This window comes from Yoonia sp. BS5-3, from assembly GCF_038069655.2.
Lineage (GTDB): Bacteria > Pseudomonadota > Alphaproteobacteria > Rhodobacterales > Rhodobacteraceae > Yoonia > Yoonia phaeophyticola.
Genome location: NZ_CP150951.2, coordinates 602,877 through 626,877, shown reverse-complemented (window position 1 = coordinate 626,877; position 24,001 = coordinate 602,877). Strand labels below are relative to the sequence as shown.

General features: G+C 55.0%; 21 protein-coding genes and 1 tRNA gene. 16 read left to right on the top strand and 6 right to left on the bottom strand.

The features are described 5' to 3' along the window. Positions 1 to 45: 45 nt before the first annotated feature. Complete coding sequence (locus AABB29_RS03270) at positions 46 to 399, bottom strand: YciI family protein (protein ID WP_341368309.1); 354 nt, start codon at positions 397 to 399, stop codon at positions 46 to 48. 201 nt (positions 400 to 600) lie between these two features. Here AABB29_RS03270 and tuf point away from each other — a divergent pair, with 201 nt between their 5' ends. The 3 genes from tuf (at position 601) to AABB29_RS03255 (ending at position 3,616) form a co-directional block, all read left to right on the top strand. Next, on the top strand, positions 601 to 1,776 hold the full coding sequence (tuf, locus tag AABB29_RS03265) for an elongation factor Tu (protein ID WP_341368310.1): 1,176 nt from the start codon (positions 601 to 603) through the stop codon (positions 1,774 to 1,776). 193 nt (positions 1,777 to 1,969) lie between these two features. Next, positions 1,970 to 2,761 carry a DUF4274 domain-containing protein gene (locus tag AABB29_RS03260; RefSeq protein ID WP_341368311.1) on the top strand — a complete coding sequence of 264 codons (792 nt, stop codon included), beginning with the start codon at positions 1,970 to 1,972 and terminating at the stop codon, positions 2,759 to 2,761. A 132-nt stretch (positions 2,762 to 2,893) separates the two neighbouring features. Then, entirely contained in the window at positions 2,894 to 3,616 is a 723-nt protein-coding gene (locus tag AABB29_RS03255; protein ID WP_341368312.1) for a CatB-related O-acetyltransferase, read from the top strand. Here AABB29_RS03255 and AABB29_RS03250 read toward each other — a convergent pair. Beyond that, complete coding sequence (locus AABB29_RS03250) at positions 3,613 to 4,296, bottom strand: DUF374 domain-containing protein (RefSeq protein WP_341368313.1); 684 nt, start codon at positions 4,294 to 4,296, stop codon at positions 3,613 to 3,615. The two genes, AABB29_RS03255 and AABB29_RS03250, sit on opposite strands and share 4 nt — an antisense overlap. Positions 4,297 to 4,421: 125 nt before the next feature. Between AABB29_RS03250 and AABB29_RS03245 the strand changes: the two genes are divergently transcribed. The 4 genes from AABB29_RS03245 to nusG all read left to right on the top strand — a co-directional run bounded on the left by AABB29_RS03245 (position 4,422) and on the right by nusG (position 6,418). Then, positions 4,422 to 4,497, top strand: a tRNA-Trp gene (locus tag AABB29_RS03245). A 38-nt stretch (positions 4,498 to 4,535) separates the two neighbouring features. Then, on the top strand, positions 4,536 to 5,417 hold the full coding sequence (locus AABB29_RS03240) for a hypothetical protein (RefSeq protein ID WP_341368314.1): 882 nt from the start codon (positions 4,536 to 4,538) through the stop codon (positions 5,415 to 5,417). An 83-nt stretch (positions 5,418 to 5,500) separates the two neighbouring features. Next, the gene (gene secE, locus AABB29_RS03235) at positions 5,501 to 5,701 is read left to right on the top strand and encodes a preprotein translocase subunit SecE (RefSeq protein WP_341368315.1); all 201 of its coding nucleotides are present in this window, start codon (positions 5,501 to 5,503) and stop codon (positions 5,699 to 5,701) included. Between the two features lie 186 nt (positions 5,702 to 5,887). Continuing rightward, on the top strand, positions 5,888 to 6,418 hold the full coding sequence (gene nusG / locus AABB29_RS03230; RefSeq protein ID WP_341368316.1) for a transcription termination/antitermination protein NusG: 531 nt from the start codon (positions 5,888 to 5,890) through the stop codon (positions 6,416 to 6,418). A 54-nt stretch (positions 6,419 to 6,472) separates the two neighbouring features. Here nusG and AABB29_RS03225 read toward each other — a convergent pair whose 3' ends face one another. Further along, positions 6,473 to 7,039 carry a hypothetical protein gene (locus tag AABB29_RS03225; protein ID WP_341368317.1) on the bottom strand — a complete coding sequence of 189 codons (567 nt, stop codon included), beginning with the start codon at positions 7,037 to 7,039 and terminating at the stop codon, positions 6,473 to 6,475. Next, a complete protein-coding gene (locus AABB29_RS03220) occupies positions 7,032 to 7,559 on the bottom strand; it encodes a cytochrome b/b6 domain-containing protein (RefSeq protein ID WP_341368318.1) in 528 nt (175 codons plus the stop codon). The genes AABB29_RS03225 and AABB29_RS03220 overlap by 8 nt, the downstream gene beginning before the upstream one ends. A gap of 259 nt (positions 7,560 to 7,818) precedes the next feature. On the opposite strand from AABB29_RS03220, the gene AABB29_RS03215 reads away from it, so the two are divergent. The 4 genes from AABB29_RS03215 (at position 7,819) to AABB29_RS03200 (ending at position 12,036) form a co-directional block, all read left to right on the top strand. Continuing rightward, positions 7,819 to 9,285 (top strand): fused MFS/spermidine synthase, encoded by a 1,467-nt coding sequence (locus AABB29_RS03215; RefSeq protein WP_341368319.1) that lies wholly within the window; start codon positions 7,819 to 7,821, stop codon positions 9,283 to 9,285. A 194-nt stretch (positions 9,286 to 9,479) separates the two neighbouring features. After that, a complete protein-coding gene (gene rplK, locus AABB29_RS03210) occupies positions 9,480 to 9,905 on the top strand; it encodes a 50S ribosomal protein L11 (protein WP_341368320.1) in 426 nt (141 codons plus the stop codon). Then, complete coding sequence (gene rplA / locus AABB29_RS03205; RefSeq protein WP_341368321.1) at positions 9,905 to 10,606, top strand: 50S ribosomal protein L1; 702 nt, start codon at positions 9,905 to 9,907, stop codon at positions 10,604 to 10,606. The genes rplK and rplA overlap by 1 nt, the downstream gene beginning before the upstream one ends. 128 nt (positions 10,607 to 10,734) lie before the next feature. Next, positions 10,735 to 12,036 carry an adenylyltransferase/cytidyltransferase family protein gene (locus AABB29_RS03200; RefSeq protein WP_341368322.1) on the top strand — a complete coding sequence of 434 codons (1,302 nt, stop codon included), beginning with the start codon at positions 10,735 to 10,737 and terminating at the stop codon, positions 12,034 to 12,036. 7 nt (positions 12,037 to 12,043) lie between these two features. Here AABB29_RS03200 and AABB29_RS03195 read toward each other — a convergent pair whose 3' ends face one another. Continuing rightward, entirely contained in the window at positions 12,044 to 13,822 is a 1,779-nt protein-coding gene (locus tag AABB29_RS03195) for an EAL domain-containing protein (RefSeq protein ID WP_341368323.1), read from the bottom strand. Positions 13,823 to 14,176: 354 nt separating this feature from the next. Here AABB29_RS03195 and rplJ point away from each other — a divergent pair, with 354 nt between their 5' ends. From rplJ to AABB29_RS03175, 4 genes are all read left to right on the top strand, one after another. After that, the gene (gene rplJ / locus AABB29_RS03190) at positions 14,177 to 14,689 is read left to right on the top strand and encodes a 50S ribosomal protein L10 (protein ID WP_341369009.1); all 513 of its coding nucleotides are present in this window, start codon (positions 14,177 to 14,179) and stop codon (positions 14,687 to 14,689) included. Between the two features lie 68 nt (positions 14,690 to 14,757). Further along, positions 14,758 to 15,132, top strand: coding sequence for a 50S ribosomal protein L7/L12 (gene rplL / locus AABB29_RS03185; RefSeq protein WP_341368324.1), 375 nt, complete (start codon positions 14,758 to 14,760; stop codon positions 15,130 to 15,132). A gap of 366 nt (positions 15,133 to 15,498) precedes the next feature. Beyond that, the gene (locus AABB29_RS03180; protein WP_341368325.1) at positions 15,499 to 15,663 is read left to right on the top strand and encodes a hypothetical protein; all 165 of its coding nucleotides are present in this window, start codon (positions 15,499 to 15,501) and stop codon (positions 15,661 to 15,663) included. 154 nt (positions 15,664 to 15,817) lie between these two features. Continuing rightward, positions 15,818 to 17,575, top strand: a complete 1,758-nt coding sequence (locus AABB29_RS03175; RefSeq protein WP_341368326.1) for a methyl-accepting chemotaxis protein — start codon at positions 15,818 to 15,820, stop codon at positions 17,573 to 17,575. Positions 17,576 to 17,717: 142 nt separating this feature from the next. Here the strand turns inward: AABB29_RS03175 and AABB29_RS03170 are convergent, their stop codons facing one another. After that, on the bottom strand, positions 17,718 to 19,532 hold the full coding sequence (locus AABB29_RS03170) for a hypothetical protein (RefSeq protein WP_341368327.1): 1,815 nt from the start codon (positions 19,530 to 19,532) through the stop codon (positions 17,718 to 17,720). A gap of 309 nt (positions 19,533 to 19,841) precedes the next feature. Here AABB29_RS03170 and rpoB point away from each other — a divergent pair, with 309 nt between their 5' ends. Then, on the top strand, positions 19,842 to 23,981 hold the full coding sequence (gene rpoB / locus AABB29_RS03165; RefSeq protein ID WP_341368328.1) for a DNA-directed RNA polymerase subunit beta: 4,140 nt from the start codon (positions 19,842 to 19,844) through the stop codon (positions 23,979 to 23,981). Positions 23,982 to 24,001 lie beyond the last annotated feature (20 nt).

Sequence of the window (24,001 nt, the reverse complement as noted above, 5' to 3'; positions counted from 1 at the left end):
AGGGAGAGGCAGCGAAGACGTGGTTCAAGTATAAATCGAAATGCTTTAGTCATCCCAGACGATGATCGGGCGTATCTCAATTCGTCCATATGTGGCGGTTGGGATTCTGGCCGCTTTGGCGATTGCATCATCCAGATTTTCGCATTCAAGCAGATAATAACCGCCAAGCTGTTCCTTGGTTTCGGCAAAGGGGCCGTCTGTGGTGATGGTTTGACCGTTGCGCACTGTGACGGTGGTTGCCGTCGCGACAGGTTGCAATGCATCGGCATGGACCAATGCGCCGCTCTCGCGCATTTGCGCTGTGTAGTCGCCATAGGCCTTCATGAATGGGCCAAATTCATCGGTTCCGGGCTGCGGACCAGAACCTTCGGCGGAATAGATAAGGCACATATATTGCATGGGTTGTCTCCTGTTGATGTCCTTGGCGGAATTGCCTTGGTACTTAACAGACGTCTGGCGAATGCCGAAATCGACATGCGTTGCAAAATTTTTCTGCCTTTTTGCGGGGGCAGGACCACTTGATTTCTGTGCCGATTCCCAATACATCGCCCGCGATGTTGGAACGGGCCAGGCTGGCCCCATAAAATTAAGGGCCCTTTCATGGCTAAGGAAAAGTTTGAACGTAACAAGCCGCACGTGAACATCGGTACGATTGGTCACGTTGACCACGGCAAGACGACACTGACGGCGGCGATCACGAAGCAGTTTGGTGAATTCCAGGCCTATGACGAAATCGACGGCGCGCCTGAAGAAAAAGCCCGCGGCATCACCATCTCAACCGCGCACGTGGAATATGAGACCGAGACCCGTCACTATGCCCACGTTGACTGCCCCGGCCACGCCGACTACGTCAAGAACATGATCACCGGTGCGGCGCAGATGGACGGCGCGATCCTGGTTGTGAACGCAGCTGACGGCCCGATGCCGCAAACACGTGAGCACATCTTGCTGGGCCGCCAGGTTGGCATCCCGCATATGGTTGTCTTCATGAACAAAGTTGACCAGGTCGACGATGAAGAGCTGCTCGAGCTGGTTGAAATGGAAATCCGCGAGCTGCTGAGCTCTTACGAGTATCCAGGCGACGATATTCCAATCGTTGCAGGCTCGGCTCTGGCCGCTTTGGAAGACCGCGATGACAACATCGGTAAAGAGAAAATCGCCGAGCTGATGGCCGCTGTGGATGAATATATCCCAACACCAGCCCGTGCGGTTGACCAGCCGTTCCTGATGCCTGTTGAGGACGTGTTCTCGATCTCTGGCCGCGGGACAGTTGTGACCGGCCGTGTTGAGCGCGGTGTGATCAATGTTGGTGACGAGATCGAAATCGTTGGCATCAAAGACACCCAGAAAACCACCTGCACAGGTGTTGAAATGTTCCGCAAGCTGCTGGACAGCGGCGAAGCTGGCGACAACATCGGCGCCCTGCTGCGCGGGATCGACCGTGACGCGGTTGAGCGTGGTCAGGTTCTGTGTAAGCCGGGTTCTGTGCAGCCGCACACCAAGTTCGAGGCCGAGGTCTACATCCTGACCAAGGAAGAAGGCGGCCGCCACACGCCGTTCTTTGCGAACTACCGTCCACAGTTCTACTTCCGGACCACTGACGTGACCGGCACATGTGTGCTGCCCGAAGGGACCGAGATGGTGATGCCTGGTGACAACCTGAAACTGTCTGCTGAGCTGATCGCGCCAATCGCGATGGAAGACGGTTTGCGCTTCGCGATCCGCGAGGGTGGCCGGACCGTTGGTTCGGGCGTTGTCTCCAAAATCATCGAGTAAGTACGGGGCGGCTTGCGGTCTTTGACCGCAAACGCACCGCGCGGGTGGCAGATGTTTTCCAAAGGAAAACTTCGAGAACCCGCAACCGCGCTACAAAAACCAAAAGGCCGCCCAAACAAGGGCGGCCTTTCATTTTGAGCTGCTTCACCGTACTCGATAAGACTTAATGATACATGGGCGGGGAGGTTACGCATTGCTTGATAGCATCATTTTGGTAGTTGGGGTGGCTGTTGGAATACTGATTATCTTGCCTTTCTTAAAACGAGCAGAAATGCGACGTAATACGGTCGATCCGAAGCGTGTCGTGGAAGAGCTGCAACGATTGAGTGAAAAAGAAATCCGTCAGGATAGCCAAGCGTCTTCATACGAAAGCCCTCAACCAATCCTCAAACGTTCGGAAGTCCTCGCCAAACGAAGGAACCGGCAATCGTTTGGTACGTCCGAGGACGAACATGCGCTTCTCCACCGCTGGCTCGAAGAAGGCAAAATTGAAATATCGGACAACGATTTTTTGGGGTGGTTGTCTAAACAGGCGCCAGATACATGGCATGCGATAGTTATCAATTGGAATTGGGACTACGGGTCTGCACCACTGCTATGGATCGTCTCGCAACCAGAATGTGATCTCGGAACCGCATTCCATATCTTCTTTATTGAGGCTTCAAATTGGATGACCAATTTAACTTGGGAGGAGTTGGACTATCCTTCTTACCAAGAAAGCTGGAAGACCTGCAAAACAATCGTAGATAGATGGGAACAGAACGATTTTGGGTCTGCTGAATTAATGCTCCGCGGTTACGAACAGGCTCAGAGTTATCGTAAGATGGAGCAAAACGCATTGGAGGCTGGCAAGCAGCTGGCTTGGGTGGTTCCTGAGTACGTATACGAGTATCAAGGCGTCCGGCAGCACCGCTCGGACTTCACGTGGGCCGATGGAACCCTCATGCATAGCTTTGAGTATTGGAAGCAACAGCAACAGCTCTGAGACCTGCAAAACCCTGTGAGATGGGTGTTAGCTGAAACGTATCTGGCGGGTTGCAAATGTTTTCCAACGGAAAAATTCGAGAACCCGCACACGCACTACAAAACCAAAGGCCGCCCTAACCAGGGCGGCCTTTTGCGTTCGACAAACGATCACTATCTGTTCGACAACGAATTCGAAAAAGAGACCTGGATCATGCCATTCCCATCACCAGACACGCTACACCCGGTCACCCTGCCGGACGGGACCGTTCACAAGGGCAATGTCTTCTTAAAGGCCGCGATCACCCATCCCAATTGGGAGATTGGCGTTTATAGCTATGCTAATGATTTCGACCCGCCAGAGAACCCTGCGGGTTGGGCCAGCAGGTTGGCGCCCTATTTGTTTCCCATGGCCAAGGACCGTCTGATCATCGGTAAATTCTGCCAGATCGCCCATGATGTGCGCTTTATTACCGATGGGGCGAACCATGCGCGCACGGGGTTTTCCACCTTTCCCTTTGCGATCCATGATCCCGACCGCTTTGCCGATTACCCCGCCACCTTGCCTGCGGGGCGCGATATTCGCCTGGGCCATGATGTCTGGATCGGCACCGGCGCGCGCATTCTTGCGGGCGCTGAGATTGGTAATGGGGTGATCATCGGGGCGGGTGCGGTTGTCAGCGGCAAAGTACCCGACTACGCCATTGTGGCAGGCAACCGGGCCCAAATCCTGCGGATGCGGTTTGACCCGGAAACCATCGCCAGGCTGAATGAGACGGCGTGGTGGAATTGGCCGATTGAGCATATTTTGCAGAATGAAGACGCCATCGTCGGCAGGGATATAGCGCGTTTGATCGGGCCGACAGGCAGCGCTTAGGCGCGCGCTTGTGCCAGCTGGTCTGCGCGCTGAACCACCTCGTCCAACGTGCCTCTGAGATCTTCGCGCAGCGCCTCTAACGCGTCATCCGACATCTTGCGGGCTACCTTTGCGTCCAACTGGCGAAACACATAAGCCCCACGCCCAAAGAGCCGCGGCACCAGCATTTGGTCCCATGAATTCAAACGCCGCCCGCGTGTTGTGCCGAAAGCATAGCAAAACACTGGCATACCCGTTGTTCGCGCCCAATCAAGCGGCGCGTCCTGCACCTGCAATGCCGGGCCAAGCGGGCCGTCACCTGTCATGCCAATGCTGACCCCCTCGCGGACGCGCTTTAGAATCATCCGTGATGCGGCTCGGTTTGACTTTTTGCGGGCCATTTCCATCGGTTGCAGACCAACCCGCCGTTGCAGCGCGCCCGAAATCCGCCCGATGGGCGAGCTGGCATAAAGACTAGATAGCGGCGCGGTATCGACGGGCCAATGCAAGGCGCCCATGATCGATCTTTCATGCCACATCACCAGCAGAATGGGGCCTTCGGCTAATGCGGTTTTTAGATCGTCCAGTCCCTCGACTTTCCATTTTGTGCTGCGCTGACAAAAGGCCAGATAAACCCCCGCAAGTGCCGCCAGCCACCCGGCGAGGAACTTTGATTTTTCGATCCGGCGGCGAAGAGACATCAGGGCAGGGGCCTTTGCATGGTCGGTGGACCCTCTGTTTCGACATTTCTGCACGTGAACACAAGTCTGGTGCAGCTTCCCTCTTGATCCGGCCTGCGTTTCGGACTAACCCGGCATCCGGTCATAGGGGTATAGCTCAGTTGGTAGAGCGACGGTCTCCAAAACCGTAGGTCCCGGGTTCAAGTCCTGGTGCCCCTGCCAGACCCGATCACCGCCCGCCGGAGGATGATTGTTCTGTTATGACACCCCCCGATTTTACAGTCGCCTTTCATGTGGGCGCGCATAAGACCGCAACGACCCATTTGCAGCGTTCTTTGCAGACTGTGGCGGACCCGCTGGCGGACGCGGGGGTGCGTCTTTACAGCCCAAAGTATTTTCGTTTGCCCGGTCGGTCGATCCCGGCGCTTTTCGGTCTGAAAGATGGACCGCCTGATCCGGCCCGCAGATCACCTGCCGATCAGCTTGCCTTGATGCGCAAAGATGCGGACCGGGTGATCTTTAGCGAAGAGAATTACATCGGCGTTCTGAACAGCCCGCGCCGTTTCCCGGTGCAAGTCAGATATCCGCATGCCGCCGACCGTGTTGCCGCGCTGGCCGAGGCGATCGGGCGCCCGATCGATGTGTTTCTGGGTATCCGCCAGCCCACAGCATTTCTTAGCTCTGCGTATTGTCAGATGCTCATGGGCGGGCGGGCCATGCCGCTGGATCGCTTCAAACGCATAAATCCGATCACCAGTGTCGATTGGCTTGATCTGGTCACCCGGCTGCGCGGGGCCAAGGGCGTTGGTCAATTGACTGTCTGGCGGCATGAGGATTACGCCGACGTCTTTACACAAATCTGTGCAGGTTTGGTTGGTCCGGACCGCGCCCAAATTGTCGCGCCGCTGCCCCGACGGATTCACGAAGGTCTGTCTGCCGCTGCCGTGACCGAAACGCTTCAGCGTCACGCGGCTGGAGAAGGGGACAAGGCGGGGTTTGCCATGCGCAAAATGTGGCCTGTGGGGCCGGCGCATCCGTCTTTTGATGGGTTTGATTCTGATGAACATGCCCGCGCTGCCGCAGCTTATGCTGCTCAAACCGCTGCGATTGCCGGTATGGAAGATGTCACATTCCTGAAATGAGCATCCCGCCCGTGCCGCGCCGGGCTTGAATTTGCCATACAGACACCGTATGTCGCGTTTGTTTCCACAAAGGACGATCAACCATGGCCATCGCCAACCCTGTCAAATTCATCCAAGAAGTCCGCGCCGAAGTGTCCAAGGTCGTTTGGCCGACACGCCGCGAAGTGGTTTTGACAACGATCATGGTGTTTATCATGGCCGCTTTGACGGCGATCTTTTTCTCGCTGGTTGATATTGTGATCCGGTCTGGGCTGACCTCTGTATTGAACTATTTCGGCAGCTGACGATCCGGAATTTCGTGGGTGCCTCTTGAAAATAGCGGGCAGCAGCGGTAAGAGCCTGAAACTTCCCGAAAATGGCGTGTGGCGAATCGAGTTGCACGCCGCTTTTATTTTCGGGACTGGCGGATGGGCCGCCGGATATTTTTGAATTGGACCCGAACGGGTCGCTGACGACAAGGTGCGCAGACAATGGCGAAACGGTGGTATTCGGTAAGCGTTCTGTCGAACTTCGAAAAGAAGATCGCAGAGGAAATCCGGACCAAAGCGGAAGAACGCGGGCTGGATGAGCAGATCGACGAAGTTCTGGTCCCCACCGAGGAAGTGATCGAAATCCGCCGCAACAAAAAGGTAACCGCCGAGCGTCGCTTTATGCCCGGTTACGTGCTGGTGCATATGGAAATGTCCGATGAAGGCTACCACCTGATCAACTCAATCAACCGCGTTACCGGGTTCCTTGGCCCGCAGGGGCGCCCGATGCCGATGCGTGATGCCGAAGTGCAGGCGATCCTGGGCCGCGTTCAGGAAGGCGAAGAAGCGCCGCGCACCCTGATCAACTTCGAGATTGGCGAGAAGGTCAAAGTCAACGATGGTCCGTTCGAGGATTTCGATGGTCTGGTCGAGGAAGTCGACGAAGAAAATCAGCGCCTGAAAGTGACCGTGTCCATCTTTGGCCGCGCCACACCGGTCGAGCTGGAATATACGCAGGTCACCAAGCAGTAGGCTTGCTGCATAATGAATAGAGAAAGGGGAGCGTCCGACGCTCCCCTTTTTTGTTCAGGCCAGTTGCAGGACGACCTGATCCCCGTCAGTGGTAAGGCTGTAATCAGGGATAGACAGATATTCATCCTCGGATGCGCCTGCGATGCCAAAGCCTGAGGCATCAAACACCGATGAATGGCGATCCCCCCGATCCAAACAGGCAAATGGCGCAGCAGGATCACCCGTCATGCCAATGGCTTTGCCCCGGTGCGTACATACCAGATTGACCACAAAGTAGCGCGGGTCCTGAACGGTGCCGTCGCGGTCATTTTCGGCGCCAAATGCGATTTGCGCTTCGGTGCGATAATGCACGGCGACATATTGGATCTGCCCCGTGGCAGAATAGGCCTCATCGGTTGTGGGTCTTGCGATCACGGTCACTTGGCCTGGTTCCAGATCCGTGATGTCCACCTCGGCCGGGCCTTCGCCGACATTGATTAACTGGTCTTCGCCGACAGGTGTGGTATCCGGCAGCCCGTCCCATTCCGGCGAGACAGTCTGCGCGTTCAAGATTGCCGGACACAGCATCAAGGTGCTGCCGGTCATCGTCAACATCACATGTCTGCGTGTGAGTTTATGCATTAGGTGGCTCCTGTTTTTTTGAGGTGAAGGTCATGTGTGAAAAGCTGTCATCCCTATCGATGAGCAGGTGTTTCAGCGCGCCTGCCAGATGCAGGCCGAAAAAGCCCAGAAGAACCCATTTCAGCATGTAATGAATATCCAGCAGCCATTCGCCCGTATCAGAGCGGGCGAAGGTGATATCGACAGGCGCAATCAGACTGTTGCTGCTCAGCGCTGAGGCCGAGACATACCCGGTGATCACAAAGGCGATCATCGTTCCGTAAAGCCCGAAATGGACGGCCCCGGCCAGTAATCGCTCCCAAGCGGCGTGCTGATGGCGCGTTACAGGTCTGCGCCGCATCAGCCGCGCCCCGACCCGCAGGGCCAGCACCACGATCAGCAACTGACCGGCGATCTGGTGCGCGTTCAGCGCCGCCCGATCTGCCAGATCAAAGCGATAGGCCAGCCCCGTGCCAAGCATGACGAAGATCAACGCGGCGGTTAGCCAGTGATAGACGACTTGCGTCTTGGAATATTTCATATGTCACCTCGCGAAGATCAGGCTGGGGTCCTTGGGGACGGCATTTTGATAGTAGGGCGGCGACGGTAAGAAGCCATCTCACAAAGCGCGGAGCTGTCAGTCCATCGGCGGAAAATTTCGCAGCGTGGGCTTGGATGGTGGTTCAATAGCTTATGAATAATGCGTAACGCTGCCAGTTTAGGCGTTATGGCCTTGCCCCTGTTTTGGTGCAGCGCTAGCTGCTTTTGGGTAAAGCAGGCAGCATGCAGTTGAGGTATTTATGCGCTTTTGGACGACGATCGGCCTGATCTTGGTTTTGTCCATCGTTGGCCTGACCTATGAAATTGCCGCCGGGCGCGTTCTGGCGCCGTTCTTTGGAACATCGCTGGTCACCTGGACCGCGGTGATCGCCACGGTGCTGGCAGGGTTCGCGCTGGGCAATGCAATTGGCGGTTTTATCGCAGAACGCCCGAAAGCTGCGGCGGCCCTCGCGATCCGAAAGGCGTTGATCGCAACGGCGGTTTTAATGGCGCTGTCCCCAACGATCCTGGCTGTGATCTATGGAATTGGCCTGCGCGGGACGGGTGGGATGTTTCTGGCGGTGCTCATCACCTTTTTCCCGGCCTCTGTTTTGGTCAGCTTGCCATCGCCCTTTTTGGCAAAATTGGCGGTTGAGGCACGTCCTGGACGGGCGGGATCATCGCTTGGGATCGTCTTGGCGGCGGGATCGGTCGGGGCGATTGCGGGCGCGATTATCGCCGGGTTCGTGGCCCTGCCGCTTATCGGATCAGCGATGACATTCAGCGGTTGCGGCGCAGCAACGTTGATATGTGCATTCTTCGTGCGGGTAGAGGCCCCTGATAAGCCCGAGACATTGGCACAAAGCCCGGCGCCGGCTGTGCTGACGGGCGCCCTCATTGCCGCAAGCCTGACCACGGGCCCCGTCTGCACCTATGAATCTGGGCTGTCCTGCATTGATGTGCAGCGCCGCGACAATGAAATCCGCCTTTATGCGGACCGGACGACACAGGCTGCCGAACAGATCGGCGCAGATACCCCGGCGCAGGCGTTGGCATTGGCCTATACCCAATTGCTTTGGGCGCGCATGGACCGGGATTTGGGGCCGGCGCCCAGCGTTTTGTTCATCGGTGGTGGGGGCTTTTCTCTGCCCACCACCCTGCTTCAAACCCGGCCAGAGGCGCAGGCCGTCGCCGTTGAGATTGACCCGCTTGTCACCCATGTCGTCCAGCAGCGCCTGCCGCAGGCGGGCGCGATGATTGCGCAGTTTGGAACTATCCGGGATGGGGGAGATGCTGCAGGGCAGGGTGTCGGCGCACGGTATCAGATCGTGCATGCGGATGGGCGCGTTTTCATCAATGAGACGACCCGCCGGTTTGATGCGGTTGTGATGGATGCGTTTTCATCCGCTTCGGTTCCGGCGCATCTGACCACGGTCGAAACCTATGCTCGGCTGCGTCAGATCACCGATGGCCCGATCTATGTGAACCTGATTGATGCGCCGGATGGCCGGCTTGCCCGCAGCACTTATGCGATTTTGCAAAAACAATACCCCCATGTTCAGGCAATACGCGGGCCGATCAGCGGGCGGGGCTATGCCAATATCGTGCTCGCTGCGGGACAAAAGCCTTTTGCGCCGCTGGATGCTTTGCCCGAAGACTATAGGCCTGTCGAGATCGCGCCGGGGCGCATGTTCACCGATGATCGGGGCTGGGTCGGGCATCGATAGCCATGAAACCCTGCCTTATCAGGCCGAATTATCTTGCAAACATGGCTATGCTCGGCTAACGACCGCCCGTGTTGTTGATCTGATCAGCAATGCCAAAATGTGGGAGGCCAAACGCTCGCGAGCGCGGCGCCGGACCACACAACGAAAATCTTGTCGCGGCGCGCCGTGCCAAGAGTTGCAAAAGGAGATGGCCAATGGCCAAGAAAATCGTGGGCACGCTCAAACTGCAGGTTCCTGCAGGTCAAGCTAACCCTTCCCCGCCAGTGGGTCCTGCATTGGGTCAGCGCGGGATCAATATCATGGAATTCTGTAAGGCCTTTAACGCCAAGTCTGGCGAGATGGAGCCCGGCGCCCCATGCCCAACCATCATCACTTACTATCAGGACAAGTCGTTCTCGATGGAAATCAAGACGCCACCTGCGTCTTACTACATCAAGAAGGCTGCCAAGCTGAAATCCGGGTCTCAGACACCTGGTAAAGCAGTTGCTGGTTCGATCACGGCCAAGCAGGTTCGTGAAATCGCCGAAGCAAAGATGAAAGATCTGAACGCGAACGATATCGATAACGCGATGCAGATCATCATGGGCTCTGCCCGGTCTATGGGTGTGGAGGTCAAGTAATGGCAAAAGTTGGAAAGCGGACTGCTGCGGCCCGCGAAGCATTTGGCGGCAAGCAGAATGTCACAGTGGCCGAAGCTGCGTCTTTGGTCAAAGATAATGCCAAAGCCAAATTCGATGAAACTGTTGAAATCGCAATGACACTGGGCGTTGATCCGCGTCACGCCGACCAAATGGTGCGCGGTACGGTTAGCCTGCCCCACGGCACAGGTAAGACGGTTCGCGTTGCTGTTTTCGCCCGCGGCGAAAAAGCAGACGAAGCTAAGGCAGCTGGTGCAGACATCGTCGGTGCCGAGGACCTGATGGAAACCATCCAGGGCGGCACCATCGATTTCGACCGCTGCATCGCGACACCTGACATGATGGCCGTTGTTGGCCGTCTGGGTAAGGTTCTTGGCCCGCGTAACCTGATGCCAAACCCACGCGTTGGTACGGTCACGATGGACGTTAAGCAAGCTGTTGAAGACGCCAAAGGCGGTCAGGTTCAGTTCAAGGCTGAAAAGGCTGGTGTTGTGCATGCTGGGATCGGCAAAGCGTCTTTTAGCGCGAAGCAGATTGAAGAAAACATGCTGGCCTTTGTCGAGGCCGTTGGCAAAGCCAAGCCAACCGGTGCCAAGGGCACTTACATGAAAAAGATCGCCGTCAGCTCAACAATGGGTCCAGGCGTATCGATCGATGTGGCTTCGGCGACAGGTAACGCCTGATCGGTCGGTGCCAGAGGGCGCCAAGACTGATTGTTGGTAAAGCATTTGATCAGGCCTGCCGGTGGTAGGCCTGATTTTTTTTATGAAGGTGGCTTGTTTCAGCCGTACATTCAGGGGGATAAAGCTTCATGCAAGCGGACGCAGACCAAAAACTGGCAGCATTACATGCTGAGGCGAAAGAGGCGCTGATCAGCGGCACGATCAATGGGCGTCCTAGGTTTAAGTTTCAGGCGCTCAAGGGGCTTCCTGTTGCGCAAAGACGCAGTCCCATGTTTCATGAAGCATTCATCATGTTTGCTGTTGTTGCGCGCGCAATGCCCGCCCGCGCCCACGGACGTATGTCGATGTTGTATGCCGCGCGCGAAAAAGCAAATGAGCTCGACAAGTATACGGCATTTGAAAAGTTGTTGGAAAAACACAGCGGTGGAGTGTCATTTTCTGCGCATGGTTTTGTCACGACACGTTTGGGGGATGTCGACGCGGCTGAGATTTACGGCGGAGTTCATCAGGTCGTGCAGCAGTTAAAGTCACTAGGGTACGCCGTTTTTGCAAATTCTGGTACGTTACTCGGGCTGATCCGAGATAAGGCGCCAATTGCCTATGACGACGATATCGATCTTGCGGTCATTTTCGATGTGGCCGGGCCAGACGAAGCTGCAGCTGCCTTTTTCCGCCTTTTTGACCAATTGAAGTCGATCGGGATCGATGCGTATTTAGCCGGTCGAGGTGGGGCCATCATTAAACTGCCATCAATCGCGGGATTTCAGGTTGATCTGTTTCCGGCATATGGCACTGATGATAACTTTAGTGTCTATCCTTACGCTGCCGGAACACTTCAGCGGTCAGATATTGTGCCACTGGGAACCTGCGAGGTAAGTGGTTTGCCAATTCCCGCTGCGCCGTTGCGCGTTTTGGAACAGAACTATGGTTCTGGATGGCGCACACCAAACCCGCGTTTTGTTTTTCCATGGAAAGCCCAAAATCGTAAATTTGCCAAACTACTTGCTGCAATTGAGACGAACACAAACAAACCAAAAACCATTCTGACTTATGGGACCTTTGATCTGTTCCATGTGGGCCATGTGCATCTATTGCGCCGATTGGCCGCATTAGGCGATCGTTTGATCGTTGGCTGTTCGACTGATGAATTCAACGACATCAAGGGCAAGAAGTGCATTATGCCTTATGCTGATCGCGAGATTATTTTGCGGGCCTGTCGCTATGTTGATGATGTGATCCCGGAACATAGCTGGGACCAGAAAGCGGACGACATAAAGCGCTTTGATGCGGATATTTTTGCGATGGGCGATGACTGGGCGGGCAAGTTCGATGAGCTAAGCGCGCATTGCGAGGTGATTTATCTGCCGCGGACCGAAGGTGTGTCGACCACAGGGCTGCGTTGGATCGTTGCAGATAACACCCCGTCCTAAATGGTATTTATCCTGCGGCGCTTTGGTGGCGTGTGCCCAGATAGGCCGCCAGTTCGGCCTCTGCCAATGGATGCGACACGGCATAGCCTTGGAAAACGTTGCAGCCCAGGGCGCGGATCGTCTCAATATCGGCCCTGGTTTCGGCGCCTTCGGCCATGGCCTCAACTCCCAGGCTATGGGTCATGTCCAGGATCGCTGCGACGACATTGCGGGTGGTCGGGTCCGCCACGGCCGATTGGATCAGGCTGCGATCAATCTTGAGCCTGTCTGGCCGGATCTTCAGCAATCCCGTAATCGAGGCGCGCCCGCTGCCAAAATCATCAATTTCAATGCGGACGCCAAGTTCGCGTAGCCTGTTCAGGTTCTCTGAAATCTGCGGTGTCTCGCGCATTTCGTCAAAATAGATTGTTTCAAGAAGCTCGATGCTTAACCGGCATCGTTTGTCAGTCCAGTAACTTTCAATGTCATTTGGTAAGTTTGGATCCATAAGCCGCGCAGCGCTGATATTGACGGAGATCGACGGCAAAATCTGACCATTGCTGCGCAGCCGGCCTGTCATTTCAAGCGCTTGTCTGAGCATAAGCCGGTCAATTTCGGCCATTAAACCCAGTTCGGAAGCTGCATCCAGAAACATACGTGGCTGCAGAATACCTAAGGTTGGATGAAACCAACGTACCAATGCTTCTGCGCCGACGACAGCGCCGGTTCCAACATGCACTTGCGGTTGATAATAAGGTACGATTTCGCTTCGTTCGATGGCCAGCGGGATATCCGTTGCCATACGGCGATGCGCTTGAATCCGCGCCTGCACCTCGGCATTGATCTGGCAAAGGATGTTGCGGCCATTCGCCTTCGCCTCGTACAGGGCGACATCGGCATCCGTGACCAATTGCGCGGGGCTGATATGCCCCGCCTTGCCGAACGCCAATCCGATACTGGCACCGACAGTTACGTTTTGATGTTCATGGGCAATGGGTTCGGCCATCGCCTCAATGATACTGTCGCCGATCATCACCGCAGCATCGGTTGTCATGCGAGGTTGGAGAATAACCATGAATTCGTCGCCGCCGACCCGATAGACTGTCCCCCCCTTATCGATAACGCGACATATGCGTTCTGCAGCCGTGACCAGTACGGCATCACCCGCCGGATGACCCATCGTATCATTGACCCATTTGAAACGATCCAGATCGATATGCAAAAGCCCTGATCGGGTTTGTGGGATGCTGAGCGCGGCGGCGAGATCACGTTCAAAGGCGCGCCGATTAAGTTGCCCCGTTAGCAAGTCCTCATAGGCACTGCGTTCAAGCGCTTTGCGGGCCTCATCCAATTCCTCGTTGCGTTCGGCCAGCGCTGCATTGGTTTCAAGCAATTGGCGCATTGCTTCCTTTTCAGCGGTGATGTCGTGGCCGATGCCCCGATATCCGGTAAATGTGCCCGTTTCGTCAAAAAAGGGTTGGCCCGAGATGCGGATCGAGATGCTGCTGCCATCTGTTGGACGCTCGATTTCATATTCGAAGTTTCGAAAAGGCCTATGGTTCTGCAAATCCTCAAGATGGGCCCGCCATTTAGGGTCACTAATGTATCCTTCGGCAAAATGATCCCGGCGTAGGCCAATCAGATTATCTGGGCAGATCTTGGTCGTTTCCTCCATCCGGCCGGAGAAATAGCAAAACCGATGCTCAGCATCGGTTTCCCAAAACCAATCTGACGCAATCCCCGAAAAGTCCTCAAGGTTACGAATATCTTTGTCAGTTACCCCGCTCATCGCTCGACGATAGCCCATGGTCCTTAAAGAAGTCGTTATGATCATCTACACCTTCCCTGAACTGGCATCTGCACCGCCTGGATTTACTGCGGTTTGTCCTGAAAGGGCTTGGCAATGCGCCTGATCAGCAGTAACCAACGTCCCAGACCAATTGTGCGATTCGCCTGTTGATCTGTTCGTCCGAGACGGTGGGTGGGCCTTGTGCCGATAATTCCTGCCTGAGACGGGATAGACCGGAATGATCTGAGGCTCTCCTCAGCCCAAGCTGGCTCAACCCCCGTAAATGTGGACATCGACTGTCGGCGCGTTCGCGCGCAGGCAAAATGTGAGCCGGTGCCGGACCTGATCTGGTGCCAAACTTGGAGTGAAACTGTGGATAGAGCACAAAAAGAACAGCTGGTCGACGATCTCGGCCAGATCTTTGAAAGCTCTGGCGTCGTTGTGGTTGCCCACTACGAAGGCATGACAGTTGCTGAAATGCAGGACCTGCGCGCGCACATGCGTGAAGCGGGCGGTTCCGTACGCGTTGCCAAGAACAAGCTCGCCAAGATTGCCCTTGAGGGAAAGCCGTGTGCAAGCATTGCTGAATACCTCGAAGGCATGACCGTGCTCGCCTATTCCGAAGACCCTGTCGCAGCTGCGAAGGTCGTGGATAAGTACGCCAAGGATAACGAAAAGCTCGTGATCCTGGGTGGTGCAATGGGTGATACAGCACTGGACGTGGCTGGTGTGAAAGCCGTTGCCGCGATGCCGTCCCGCGAAGAGCTTATTGCTTCTATCGTTGGCTGCATCGGTGCACCTGCAAGCAACATCGCCGGAGCCATTGGCGCGCCTGCTTCGAACATCGCAAGCATTCTCTCAACCATCGAAGAGAAAGCTGCATAAAGCAACTTGGATTGACTTGGGGCAAATGCCTCACGTTGGAACACACTATTTAGAAACGGAAAAAGCAAATGGCTGATCTGAAGAAACTTGCTGAAGAGATCGTTGGTCTGACCCTTCTCGAAGCACAAGAACTGAAAACCATCCTCAAGGACGAGTATGGCATTGAACCAGCTGCCGGTGGCGCAGTTATGGTTGCTGGCGGCGGCGACGCTGGCGGTGAAGCAGCAGCTGAGAAGACAGAATTCGACGTCGTTCTCAAGAACGCTGGCGCATCCAAAATCAACGTCATCAAAGAAGTTCGCGGCATCACAGGTCTTGGCCTGAAAGAAGCCAAAGACCTCGTCGAAGCTGGCGGCAAGATCAAAGAAGGCGTTGCCAAGGACGAAGCCGAAGACATCAAAGGCAAGCTGGAAGCAGCTGGCGCAGAAGTCGAACTGGCCTAAGCCCGATCACATTGATCACAAGAACCCGGGGCGCGTAGGCGGCCCGGGTTTTTTGTTGCCGCCATGGAACCTGACGGCCCGCCGTTTCCTTGCTGTAAACTTGGGGCCCACGGGCCACGCAACAAATTTTCCCAAAATGCCTGAGTGTGTTCATGCGCACTTAATAACACGCAAGTCGTCGGTGCATTAGGTGACGTAACTCTGACCCAGGTCCGTCTACTTTAGGCCTGATTTGGAGGCCAAATTTTTGGTGATCGCGTCAGGCCGCAAATAAACGTTAGTTCGTGAGGGTAGAAATTCGGAGGCGGTGAAGGGTTTGTCGGGCTGCATGCAGATTGGCTTGAAACCACCTCGGACAACGCGCTGGTGATCGACTTGATCGCCGACGGTGATTGGACCGGGCGCATCAGTCTTAGTTTTGCGACAGAGCTGGCCAACGGGGTGATATTCGACAGCTCGGTTGAACTGTCGGGGCTGGGGGGTGATCAGGAAACGACCAGCGGTGGCCTGCGTTTTGGGTTTAGTTTTTGAACGTGCGGCGTATGAAACCCCATGCTTCACAGCTGCAACGAAATGCAAGTCCACAAAGGATCGTGCGCTTGGAACGATCCGTTTTTATCATCCAGAAATTTAGAGGACCTTAAATAGTTTGCGTTTACCAACTTCCTTGAAAGAGGAGACGCAGATGACAAAACATGCAAAGGGTCCGCGCATGTCCCTGTATCAAAGGCTGGCTGCGACCTTTGATATAAGGTCTCTCTTCTTTCGGATTGCTTTGGCGCTCGGCGGTGCTGGTTTGATTGTGGCCGTTTTGCTCTCCAGCATCTACTATCAACAGCTGATGCAAAAAGGGGTTGAAAACGCGACCACACGGCAGGAAGAAACCTTGCATCTGTTCTCTGGCCAAATCGTGCAGGACATTAATAGGAATGTCACCCGGCGTATCGAAATCGCCTTTACGGCACTGATAGAACGGATTGGCGATGTCTTTGTCTATGGCGCGGTGCATAACAAAGATGGCGGCCTCATGGTCGCGCTGGGCGATGAAGATGGGCTGCCCGCCGGGTTTTTGGAGCCCCATTTCGCGACAATCCGCGAGACGATGCAGCCGGTTACTCTACCTGACCTGCAGTTGGTGGTTTCACCTGCGATCCAACCCAATGGCAACCTGGCCGGATTTATCCTGATGGTCTGGGACCAAGCAGCAATCCAGGCCCCGATTGTGAAATTAGCTCTGGCCGCTGTAGGGGTTTTGACGGGGGTCTTCCTAGTCTGGACCACATTAGTAATCTTGATGATGCGCCGCATGGTCGGCCGGCCGCTGCGCTCAATCAGTGGTGCGCTCTCGGATTTAGAGGCGGGGCATTATGACGTTGCGCGGCATGATTTTGGCCATCTGACCCAGATGAAATCAATTCAACAGCATTTCCACGCGCTTGAGCATGCTTTGGCAGATGCGGCCAAGATGCAAGAAGAGCAACGGATCGATAACGCCGCGAAATCAGCGGCAATTGAAGAGCTATCGGGCGGTTTGGCCGCATTGGCGGATCGCGATCTTGCGTCACATATCGCGCAACCATTTGCAGGGCAGTTCGAAATTCTGCGCGAAAACTTCAATACCGCCCAGCATGTCATGGGAACGACGTTGCATAGTATATCCAGCGTCTGTTCCAGCGTGGATGACGAAGTTGGGCAACTGGTCTCGGCCGCATCTGATTTGTCGACGCGCGCGGATCATCAAGCCAGGACATTGTCCGATATTCTGGCCTCACTCTCTGAGGCGGCAACCCATACGGAGACTGCCGTGGACCGTGCAAGGGGCGTCAGAACGACGGTGATGTCAACGAATGAAACGGTGAAGAATAGCGGCGATATCGTGGTCTCTGCGGTGGCCGCGATGTCCGAAATCGAAACCAGTTCAGCAGAAGTCCAAAAGATTATCGGGGTCATCGAAGATATCGCTTTCCAGACAAACCTTTTGGCCCTGAACGCAGCAGTCGAGGCATCGCGCGCAGGCGAGGCGGGGCGCGGCTTTGCTGTGGTCGCCACCGAAATCCAAAACCTGTCCAACCGTACGACCGATGCGGCACGCGAAATCCATGGGCTTATCTCAAACTCTGTCAAGCAGATGAAAAACGGCGCCAATCTCGTGCGGGATGTCGGCACATCGTTGGAGCAGGCCATTGGCGGGGTGCGCACGGTTGACCAGGATGTCAGCGCGCTGGTCGAAACCTTCGTCGGGTATTCTCAAACCCTCGGTGGTATAAAGGAAGGGGCGGCATCGTTGGATCAGGCGACAAAACAAAGTGCCGCCATGGCGGAGAATATCAAAGCATCAACCGACCAGCTGCATGCGCGTTCGGATGATTTGCGCGGTTATGTTACGCTCTTTTCCTTGCCGGACGAAACCGGCGGTGACAGCCAGCGGGCCTGGGTGGCCTGATCTTGCGATAGAAAGTACACCGTGCTGGGGGCTAAAGCGCATGCGTTTCTCCACACCCCAAGCTGGCTTATTTGACGAACTCACATATCGTAAAGAACTTGGCACCTTTGGCATCAAATATCAGCCTGGTTCCTGCGGGCGGTTATCGTCTTGCGCTGGGCACGTTTCTTTCAAAAATCCCCAGATGGGGCGCAAAAGGCGTGCTGTCCGGGATTACCAACAGATATCTTGCCTGCAATTCAATCGGTTCAAATCTGAGCTCTCCGATGGTCGCGCTCCACACATAATCACAGGCACTTACCGTTCTAAGTTCGGCTTCATCCAGGTTATGGTTGATACGAAAGCCGTCAATAGAGTTGATATGCTCCGGGTGACGCTTTGCCGCATCGTCAAAGAGCCTAATAAGGGTTGCCACGCGGCAACCAATTTCGCGAATAATATCTTCGTCCGGGTGTTCGGACCAACCTCGGAAACCGCGTGTTCCAATGGGGTCTCGGAAGCGTTCATATTGCTCAATCTTGTGAAACAGGAAATGCCTAATCGCAAAAATATCATGATTGGAGTACGCCACCGCATTGTACAGAGGCATATCATAGGTGTTCAAAACCGTCGGATTGCCCAGTTCAGCGTATGGGGCAACGGCAGCGGACCAATTCCCTTTGTGGTACGGTTGTAGGAAGGCACGCCGAAGTTTGTAGTTTCCAATTTGCAATGGGTCAGCTCGGGTCAGCCGTACCCTTCTTCGATTGTCGTCCTCAATTATAATTTCCAATAAAGTTAAATTGAATGGATTGCGCGCCAACTCGGTCATGATCTCGGTGTAAAAGCGCGGTTGAAAATCTGCCATAAAGTCACCGACTTCTTGATACCGAGAATTCCAGTGTATTCGGGCAAAGCTGCTTGCGATGCGGTACTGATCGCGTATCCATGGTTCGTCGAACCGCGTATTGTCGAGATAGTCCATCAGAATTTGGAGGTCTTCGTCGGTTCGCCGCGCTAAGGCGCGTTCCAAGCGTGCCATGGTCAACAATTCATGGTTTTCGCGATCCAGTACATCTGCAACGAAGGACCAATTCGGCTCTAACATGTCATTATAGGCGAGAAGGGAGACAAGGCATATTTCGTACGTCAGGTCCGGGTATTCTGGAAGTCTATCAAAATATGCATCGCACAGATTGACGATATCCCGCTGACCCCGGCCGCCCCAATGTACAAGCGCATGCGACGAGAGACGTTCAAGTGTTCCATAATTGGGTGTCGTTTCCATGATATCCTTGACGACGCCGCGAAAGAGCCACCCCATCATGATCCCAGCGGACAGCTGTATTCGGATAATGCCATCGGATGCGGGGACATAATCTGGGGCCGTGTCATAGGCACGCACCGTCAGCGCGGCGGCCTCCCGCTGCAATTCCCGAAAGGCATCTAATGCCGCCGGAGGCGTGTCGCGGGCAAAGGCCCCTCCGCGGACCGAAAAGCTGTGATTGTAAAGCGACCACGCGGTGGCCATTTGCGCATAGGGCGAATCCGGAAGGTTTTCGAGCCACAGCGCCCGGAAATCATCCATGTCCGGATGCGTCCGGAGGAAAACATTTCCCAGATCATCATAGCTGATTTCGCCCGTCAAGCTTTCTTGGTGCGCCGCTGCCATCGCGTCATCAACCGCTTGGAAATTGCCTTCATATGCCAATTTGCGAAGCGCTTCAGGCTGGATCGTGGCTTGCGCGATGGTCGTGCTGGCCAGTAGCAGAATGCTGAAAAATGAAATACGCATGAGGTCCTGCGGGCTATGGAGAGTTGGTTTCTTAACTGGCAACTCGGGCGTGAATTGCCGCCTTTGTCTAGTGTTGTTGTCAGGTTTCTTGCCGGGAAATATCCTGTATGTATTCCGTACAGAACCTGTATGTACGGCTGGGGTATTGGTGCGTTCGTGCCGGGCGCCTTTTTTCAGCTTCACGGTCAGGCAAGACGCCCGGGCGCGGGGTTTACGAAAACCTATTGATTTTTGGGAATGCCCTTGAACTTTTGCCGAATCTCTCTTAATTGGTCCGTTCAGGCGCTCAGAAATCGGACATAGACAACCCTAGCTCATTTGAAACTTATCTTTCAAAGCGCTTCGCTTGCGCGTTTTGACAGGTAAGTTGATCGTTTCGGGAGAGATGTTTGGGATACATCTCAGGTATTGGAACGATCCTACCTCAATCGGACGTGTGTTTTGGTTGCCCGGCCAAAGCGCGCGTTCTGACATTATGGAGACCCGGCAAACATGGCTTCTACGTTCCTTGGTCAGAAACGCCTGCGTAAGTACTACGGCAAAATCCGTGAAGTACTTGAAATGCCGAACCTTATTGAGGTTCAAAAATCATCCTACGATCTGTTCCTGCGCTCTGGCGACAGTGACACACCGCTTGACGGTGAAGGCATCAAAGGTGTCTTCCAGTCGGTGTTCCCGATCAAGGATTTCAATGAAACAGCCGTGCTTGAGTTCGTCAAGTATGAGCTGGAAAAGCCGAAGTATGATGTTGAGGAATGTCAGCAGCGTGACATGACCTACAGCGCGCCGCTGAAAGTCACCCTCCGTCTGATCGTGTTTGATGTGGATGAAGATACAGGCGCGAAGTCTGTCAAAGACATCAAAGAACAAGACGTATTCATGGGCGATATGCCTTTGATGACCCCAAATGGTACATTTGTCGTCAACGGCACCGAGCGCGTGATCGTATCCCAGATGCACCGTTCACCCGGCGTGTTCTTTGACCACGACAAGGGCAAGACCCATTCCTCGGGTAAGTTGCTGTTTGCCTGCCGCATTATCCCATATCGCGGCAGCTGGCTGGACTTTGAATTTGACGCCAAGGATCTGGTGTTCTGCCGGATTGACCGTCGTCGGAAATTGCCTGTGACCACCCTGCTTTATGCGCTGGGTCTGGATCAGGAAGGCATCATGGATGCCTATTACGACACGGTTGAGTATCACTTGGACAAGAAGGCCAATGCCTGGCAGACCAAGTTCTTCCCTGAGCGTGTGCGCGGCACCCGCCCGACCCATGATCTGGTAGACGCCAAAACCGGCGAAGTTATTGCCAAAGCCGGTGAAAAGGTCACCCCCCGTTCGGTTAAGAAACTGATCGACGCGGGCGAGGTTACTGATCTGCTGGTGCCTTACGAGAACATCGTCGGTAAATTTGTTGCCCAAGACATCATCAACGAAGAGAACGGTGCGATCTATGTCGAGGCAGGTGATGAGCTGACCCTTGAGATGGACAAAGATGGCGACGTTATCGGCGGCACGCTCAAAGATCTGGTTGATGCCGGCATCACAACGATCCCTGTGCTGGATATCGATAACGTCACTGTTGGCTCTTACATGCGCAACACTATGGCGCAGGATAAGAACATGAACCGCGAAACCGCGCTCATGGATATTTATCGCGTTATGCGTCCGGGTGAGCCGCCAACGGTTGAATCTGCCTCGGCGCTGTTTGACACGCTGTTCTTCGATGCTGAGCGTTATGATCTGTCTGCGGTTGGCCGCGTCAAGATGAACATGCGTCTTGATCTGGATGCCGAAGACACCATGCGCACCCTGCGCAAGGAAGATATCGTGGCCTGCATCAAGGCACTGGTTGAGCTGCGTGACGGCAAAGGCGATGTGGACGATATCGACCACCTAGGGAACCGCCGTGTCCGTTCTGTTGGCGAGTTGATGGAAAATCAGTACCGCGTTGGTCTGCTGCGCATGGAGCGTGCGATCAAAGAGCGTATGTCATCCGTCGAAATCGACACGGTCATGCCACAGGATCTGATCAACGCCAAACCTGCCGCTGCCGCTGTGCGTGAGTTCTTTGGCTCTTCCCAGCTGTCCCAGTTCATGGACCAAACCAACCCGCTGTCCGAGGTGACGCACAAGCGCCGCTTGTCCGCGCTTGGGCCCGGTGGTTTGACCCGCGAACGTGCTGGTTTTGAGGTGCGCGACGTGCACCCAACCCACTACGGCCGTATGTGTCCGATTGAAACGCCGGAAGGGCCAAACATTGGTCTGATCAACAGCCTGGCGACTTTCGCCCGGGTAAATAAGTACGGCTTTATCGAGACCCCATATCGTAAAGTGGTTGAGGGCAAGGTGACCGATGAGGTCAGCTATATGTCCGCGACCGAAGAAATGCGTCACACTGTGGCGCAGGCGAATGCGAATGTGAATGACGAAGGTTCGTTCAACAACGAACTGGTCTCGACCCGGAAAAACGGTGATTACACGCTGAGCCCACGCGAAAACGTGGACCTGATCGACGTCTCGCCCAAGCAGCTGGTTTCTGTTGCGGCCTCGCTGATCCCATTCCTTGAGAATGACGATGCGAACCGGGCCTTGATGGGCTCGAACATGATGCGTCAGGCTGTGCCCTTGCTTCAGGCTGAGGCACCTTTGGTCGGTACTGGTATCGAAGAGGTCGTTGCCCGCGATTCGGGTGCGGCGATCATGGCGAAACGTGCCGGGATCATCGACCAGGTGGATGCGCAGCGGATCGTGATCCGTGCGACCTCTGACCTTGAACTGGGCGATGCTGGCGTTGATATCTACCGCATGCGCAAATTCCAGCGCTCGAACCAGAACACCTGCATCAACCAGCGTCCGCTGGTGAAAGTGGGCGACACGGTTCAAAAAGGTCAGGTGATTGCCGATGGTCCATCCACCGATATCGGTGAATTGGCCCTGGGTAAGAACGTGGTCGTCGCCTTTATGCCTTGGAACGGGTATAACTATGAGGACTCCATCCTGATCTCTGAGCGGATCGTCCGTGATGACGTCTTTACCTCAATCCATATTGAGGAATTTGAAGTCGCTGCCCGTGATACAAAGCTTGGGCCAGAGGAAATCACCCGCGATATTCCAAATGTCGGTGAAGAAGCGCTGCGCAACCTTGATGAAGCCGGTATTGTCTACATCGGTGCTGAGGTTGAACCAGGCGACATTCTTGTTGGTAAGATCACACCAAAGGGCGAAAGCCCGATGACCCCCGAAGAAAAGCTTTTGCGCGCTATCTTTGGTGAAAAGGCATCTGACGTCCGCGACACATCGCTGCGCGTGAAGCCTGGTGATTTCGGTACTGTTGTTGAGGTCCGCGTCTTTAACCGCCACGGTGTGGAAAAAGACGAACGTGCCCTGCAGATCGAACGCGAAGAGGTTGAACGCCTTGCCCGTGACCGTGATGACGAATTGGTCATCCTGGATCGGAACATCTACGCCCGTCTGAAGGACATGATCCTGGGCAAAGAAGCCGTGAAAGGTCCAAAAGGGTTCAAGCCGAACTCAGTTGTCACAGAAGAGGCCCTGTCTGAGCTCAGCCGTGGCCAGTGGTGGCAGATTGCCCTGAAGGATGAAGCTGACGCGCAGGTCGTTGAGGCCCTGAACGAGCAGTATGAGATCCAGAAAAAGGCCATGGATGCCCGCTTTGAGGATAAGGTCGAAAAGGTCCGCCGCGGCGACGATCTGCCCCCAGGTGTCATGAAGATGGTCAAGGTCTTTGTTGCCGTGAAGCGTAAGCTGCAGCCCGGTGACAAGATGGCCGGTCGTCACGGGAACAAAGGTGTTATTTCTAAGGTTGTCCCCATGGAAGACATGCCGTTCCTTGCTGATGGTACGCCGGTTGACTTCTGTCTGAACCCGCTGGGTGTGCCGTCGCGTATGAACGTCGGGCAGATCCTTGAGACCCATATGGGTTGGGCTGCACGTGGTCTGGGTATCCAGATTGATGACGCGTTGGGTGAATATCGCCGTTCTGGCGATCTGACCCCCGTGCGTGATGCGATGAAGATCGTCTATGGCGATGACGTCTATGACGAAGGCGTTGCGGGCATGGATGAAGGCGAACTGGTTGAAGCGGCTGGTAACATCACACGCGGTGTGCCAATTGCGACGCCTGTCTTTGATGGTGCTAAAGAGGCTGATGTGAACGACGCGCTGACACGCGCTGGGTTCGACACCTCTGGTCAGTCTGTGCTCTATGATGGCCGCACAGGTGAGCAGTTTAGCCGTAAGGTGACGGTGGGTGTGAAATACCTGCTGAAGCTGCACCACTTGGTCGACGACAAGATCCACGCACGTTCTACCGGGCCTTACAGCCTTGTCACGCAGCAACCGTTGGGCGGTAAAGCCCAGTTCGGTGGCCAGCGTTTCGGGGAAATGGAAGTCTGGGCATTGGAAGCTTATGGCGCGGCTTACACCCTGCAGGAAATGCTGACTGTGAAGTCGGATGACGTGGCAGGCCGGACGAAAGTTTATGAAAGCATCGTCAAGGGCGAGGACAATTTTGAGGCCGGTGTGCCTGAATCGTTCAACGTGCTTGTGAAAGAAGTCCGGGGCCTCGGCCTTAACATGGAACTCCTGGATGCGGAGGATGAGGAATAAGAATTTTCTAGAAAATTCTT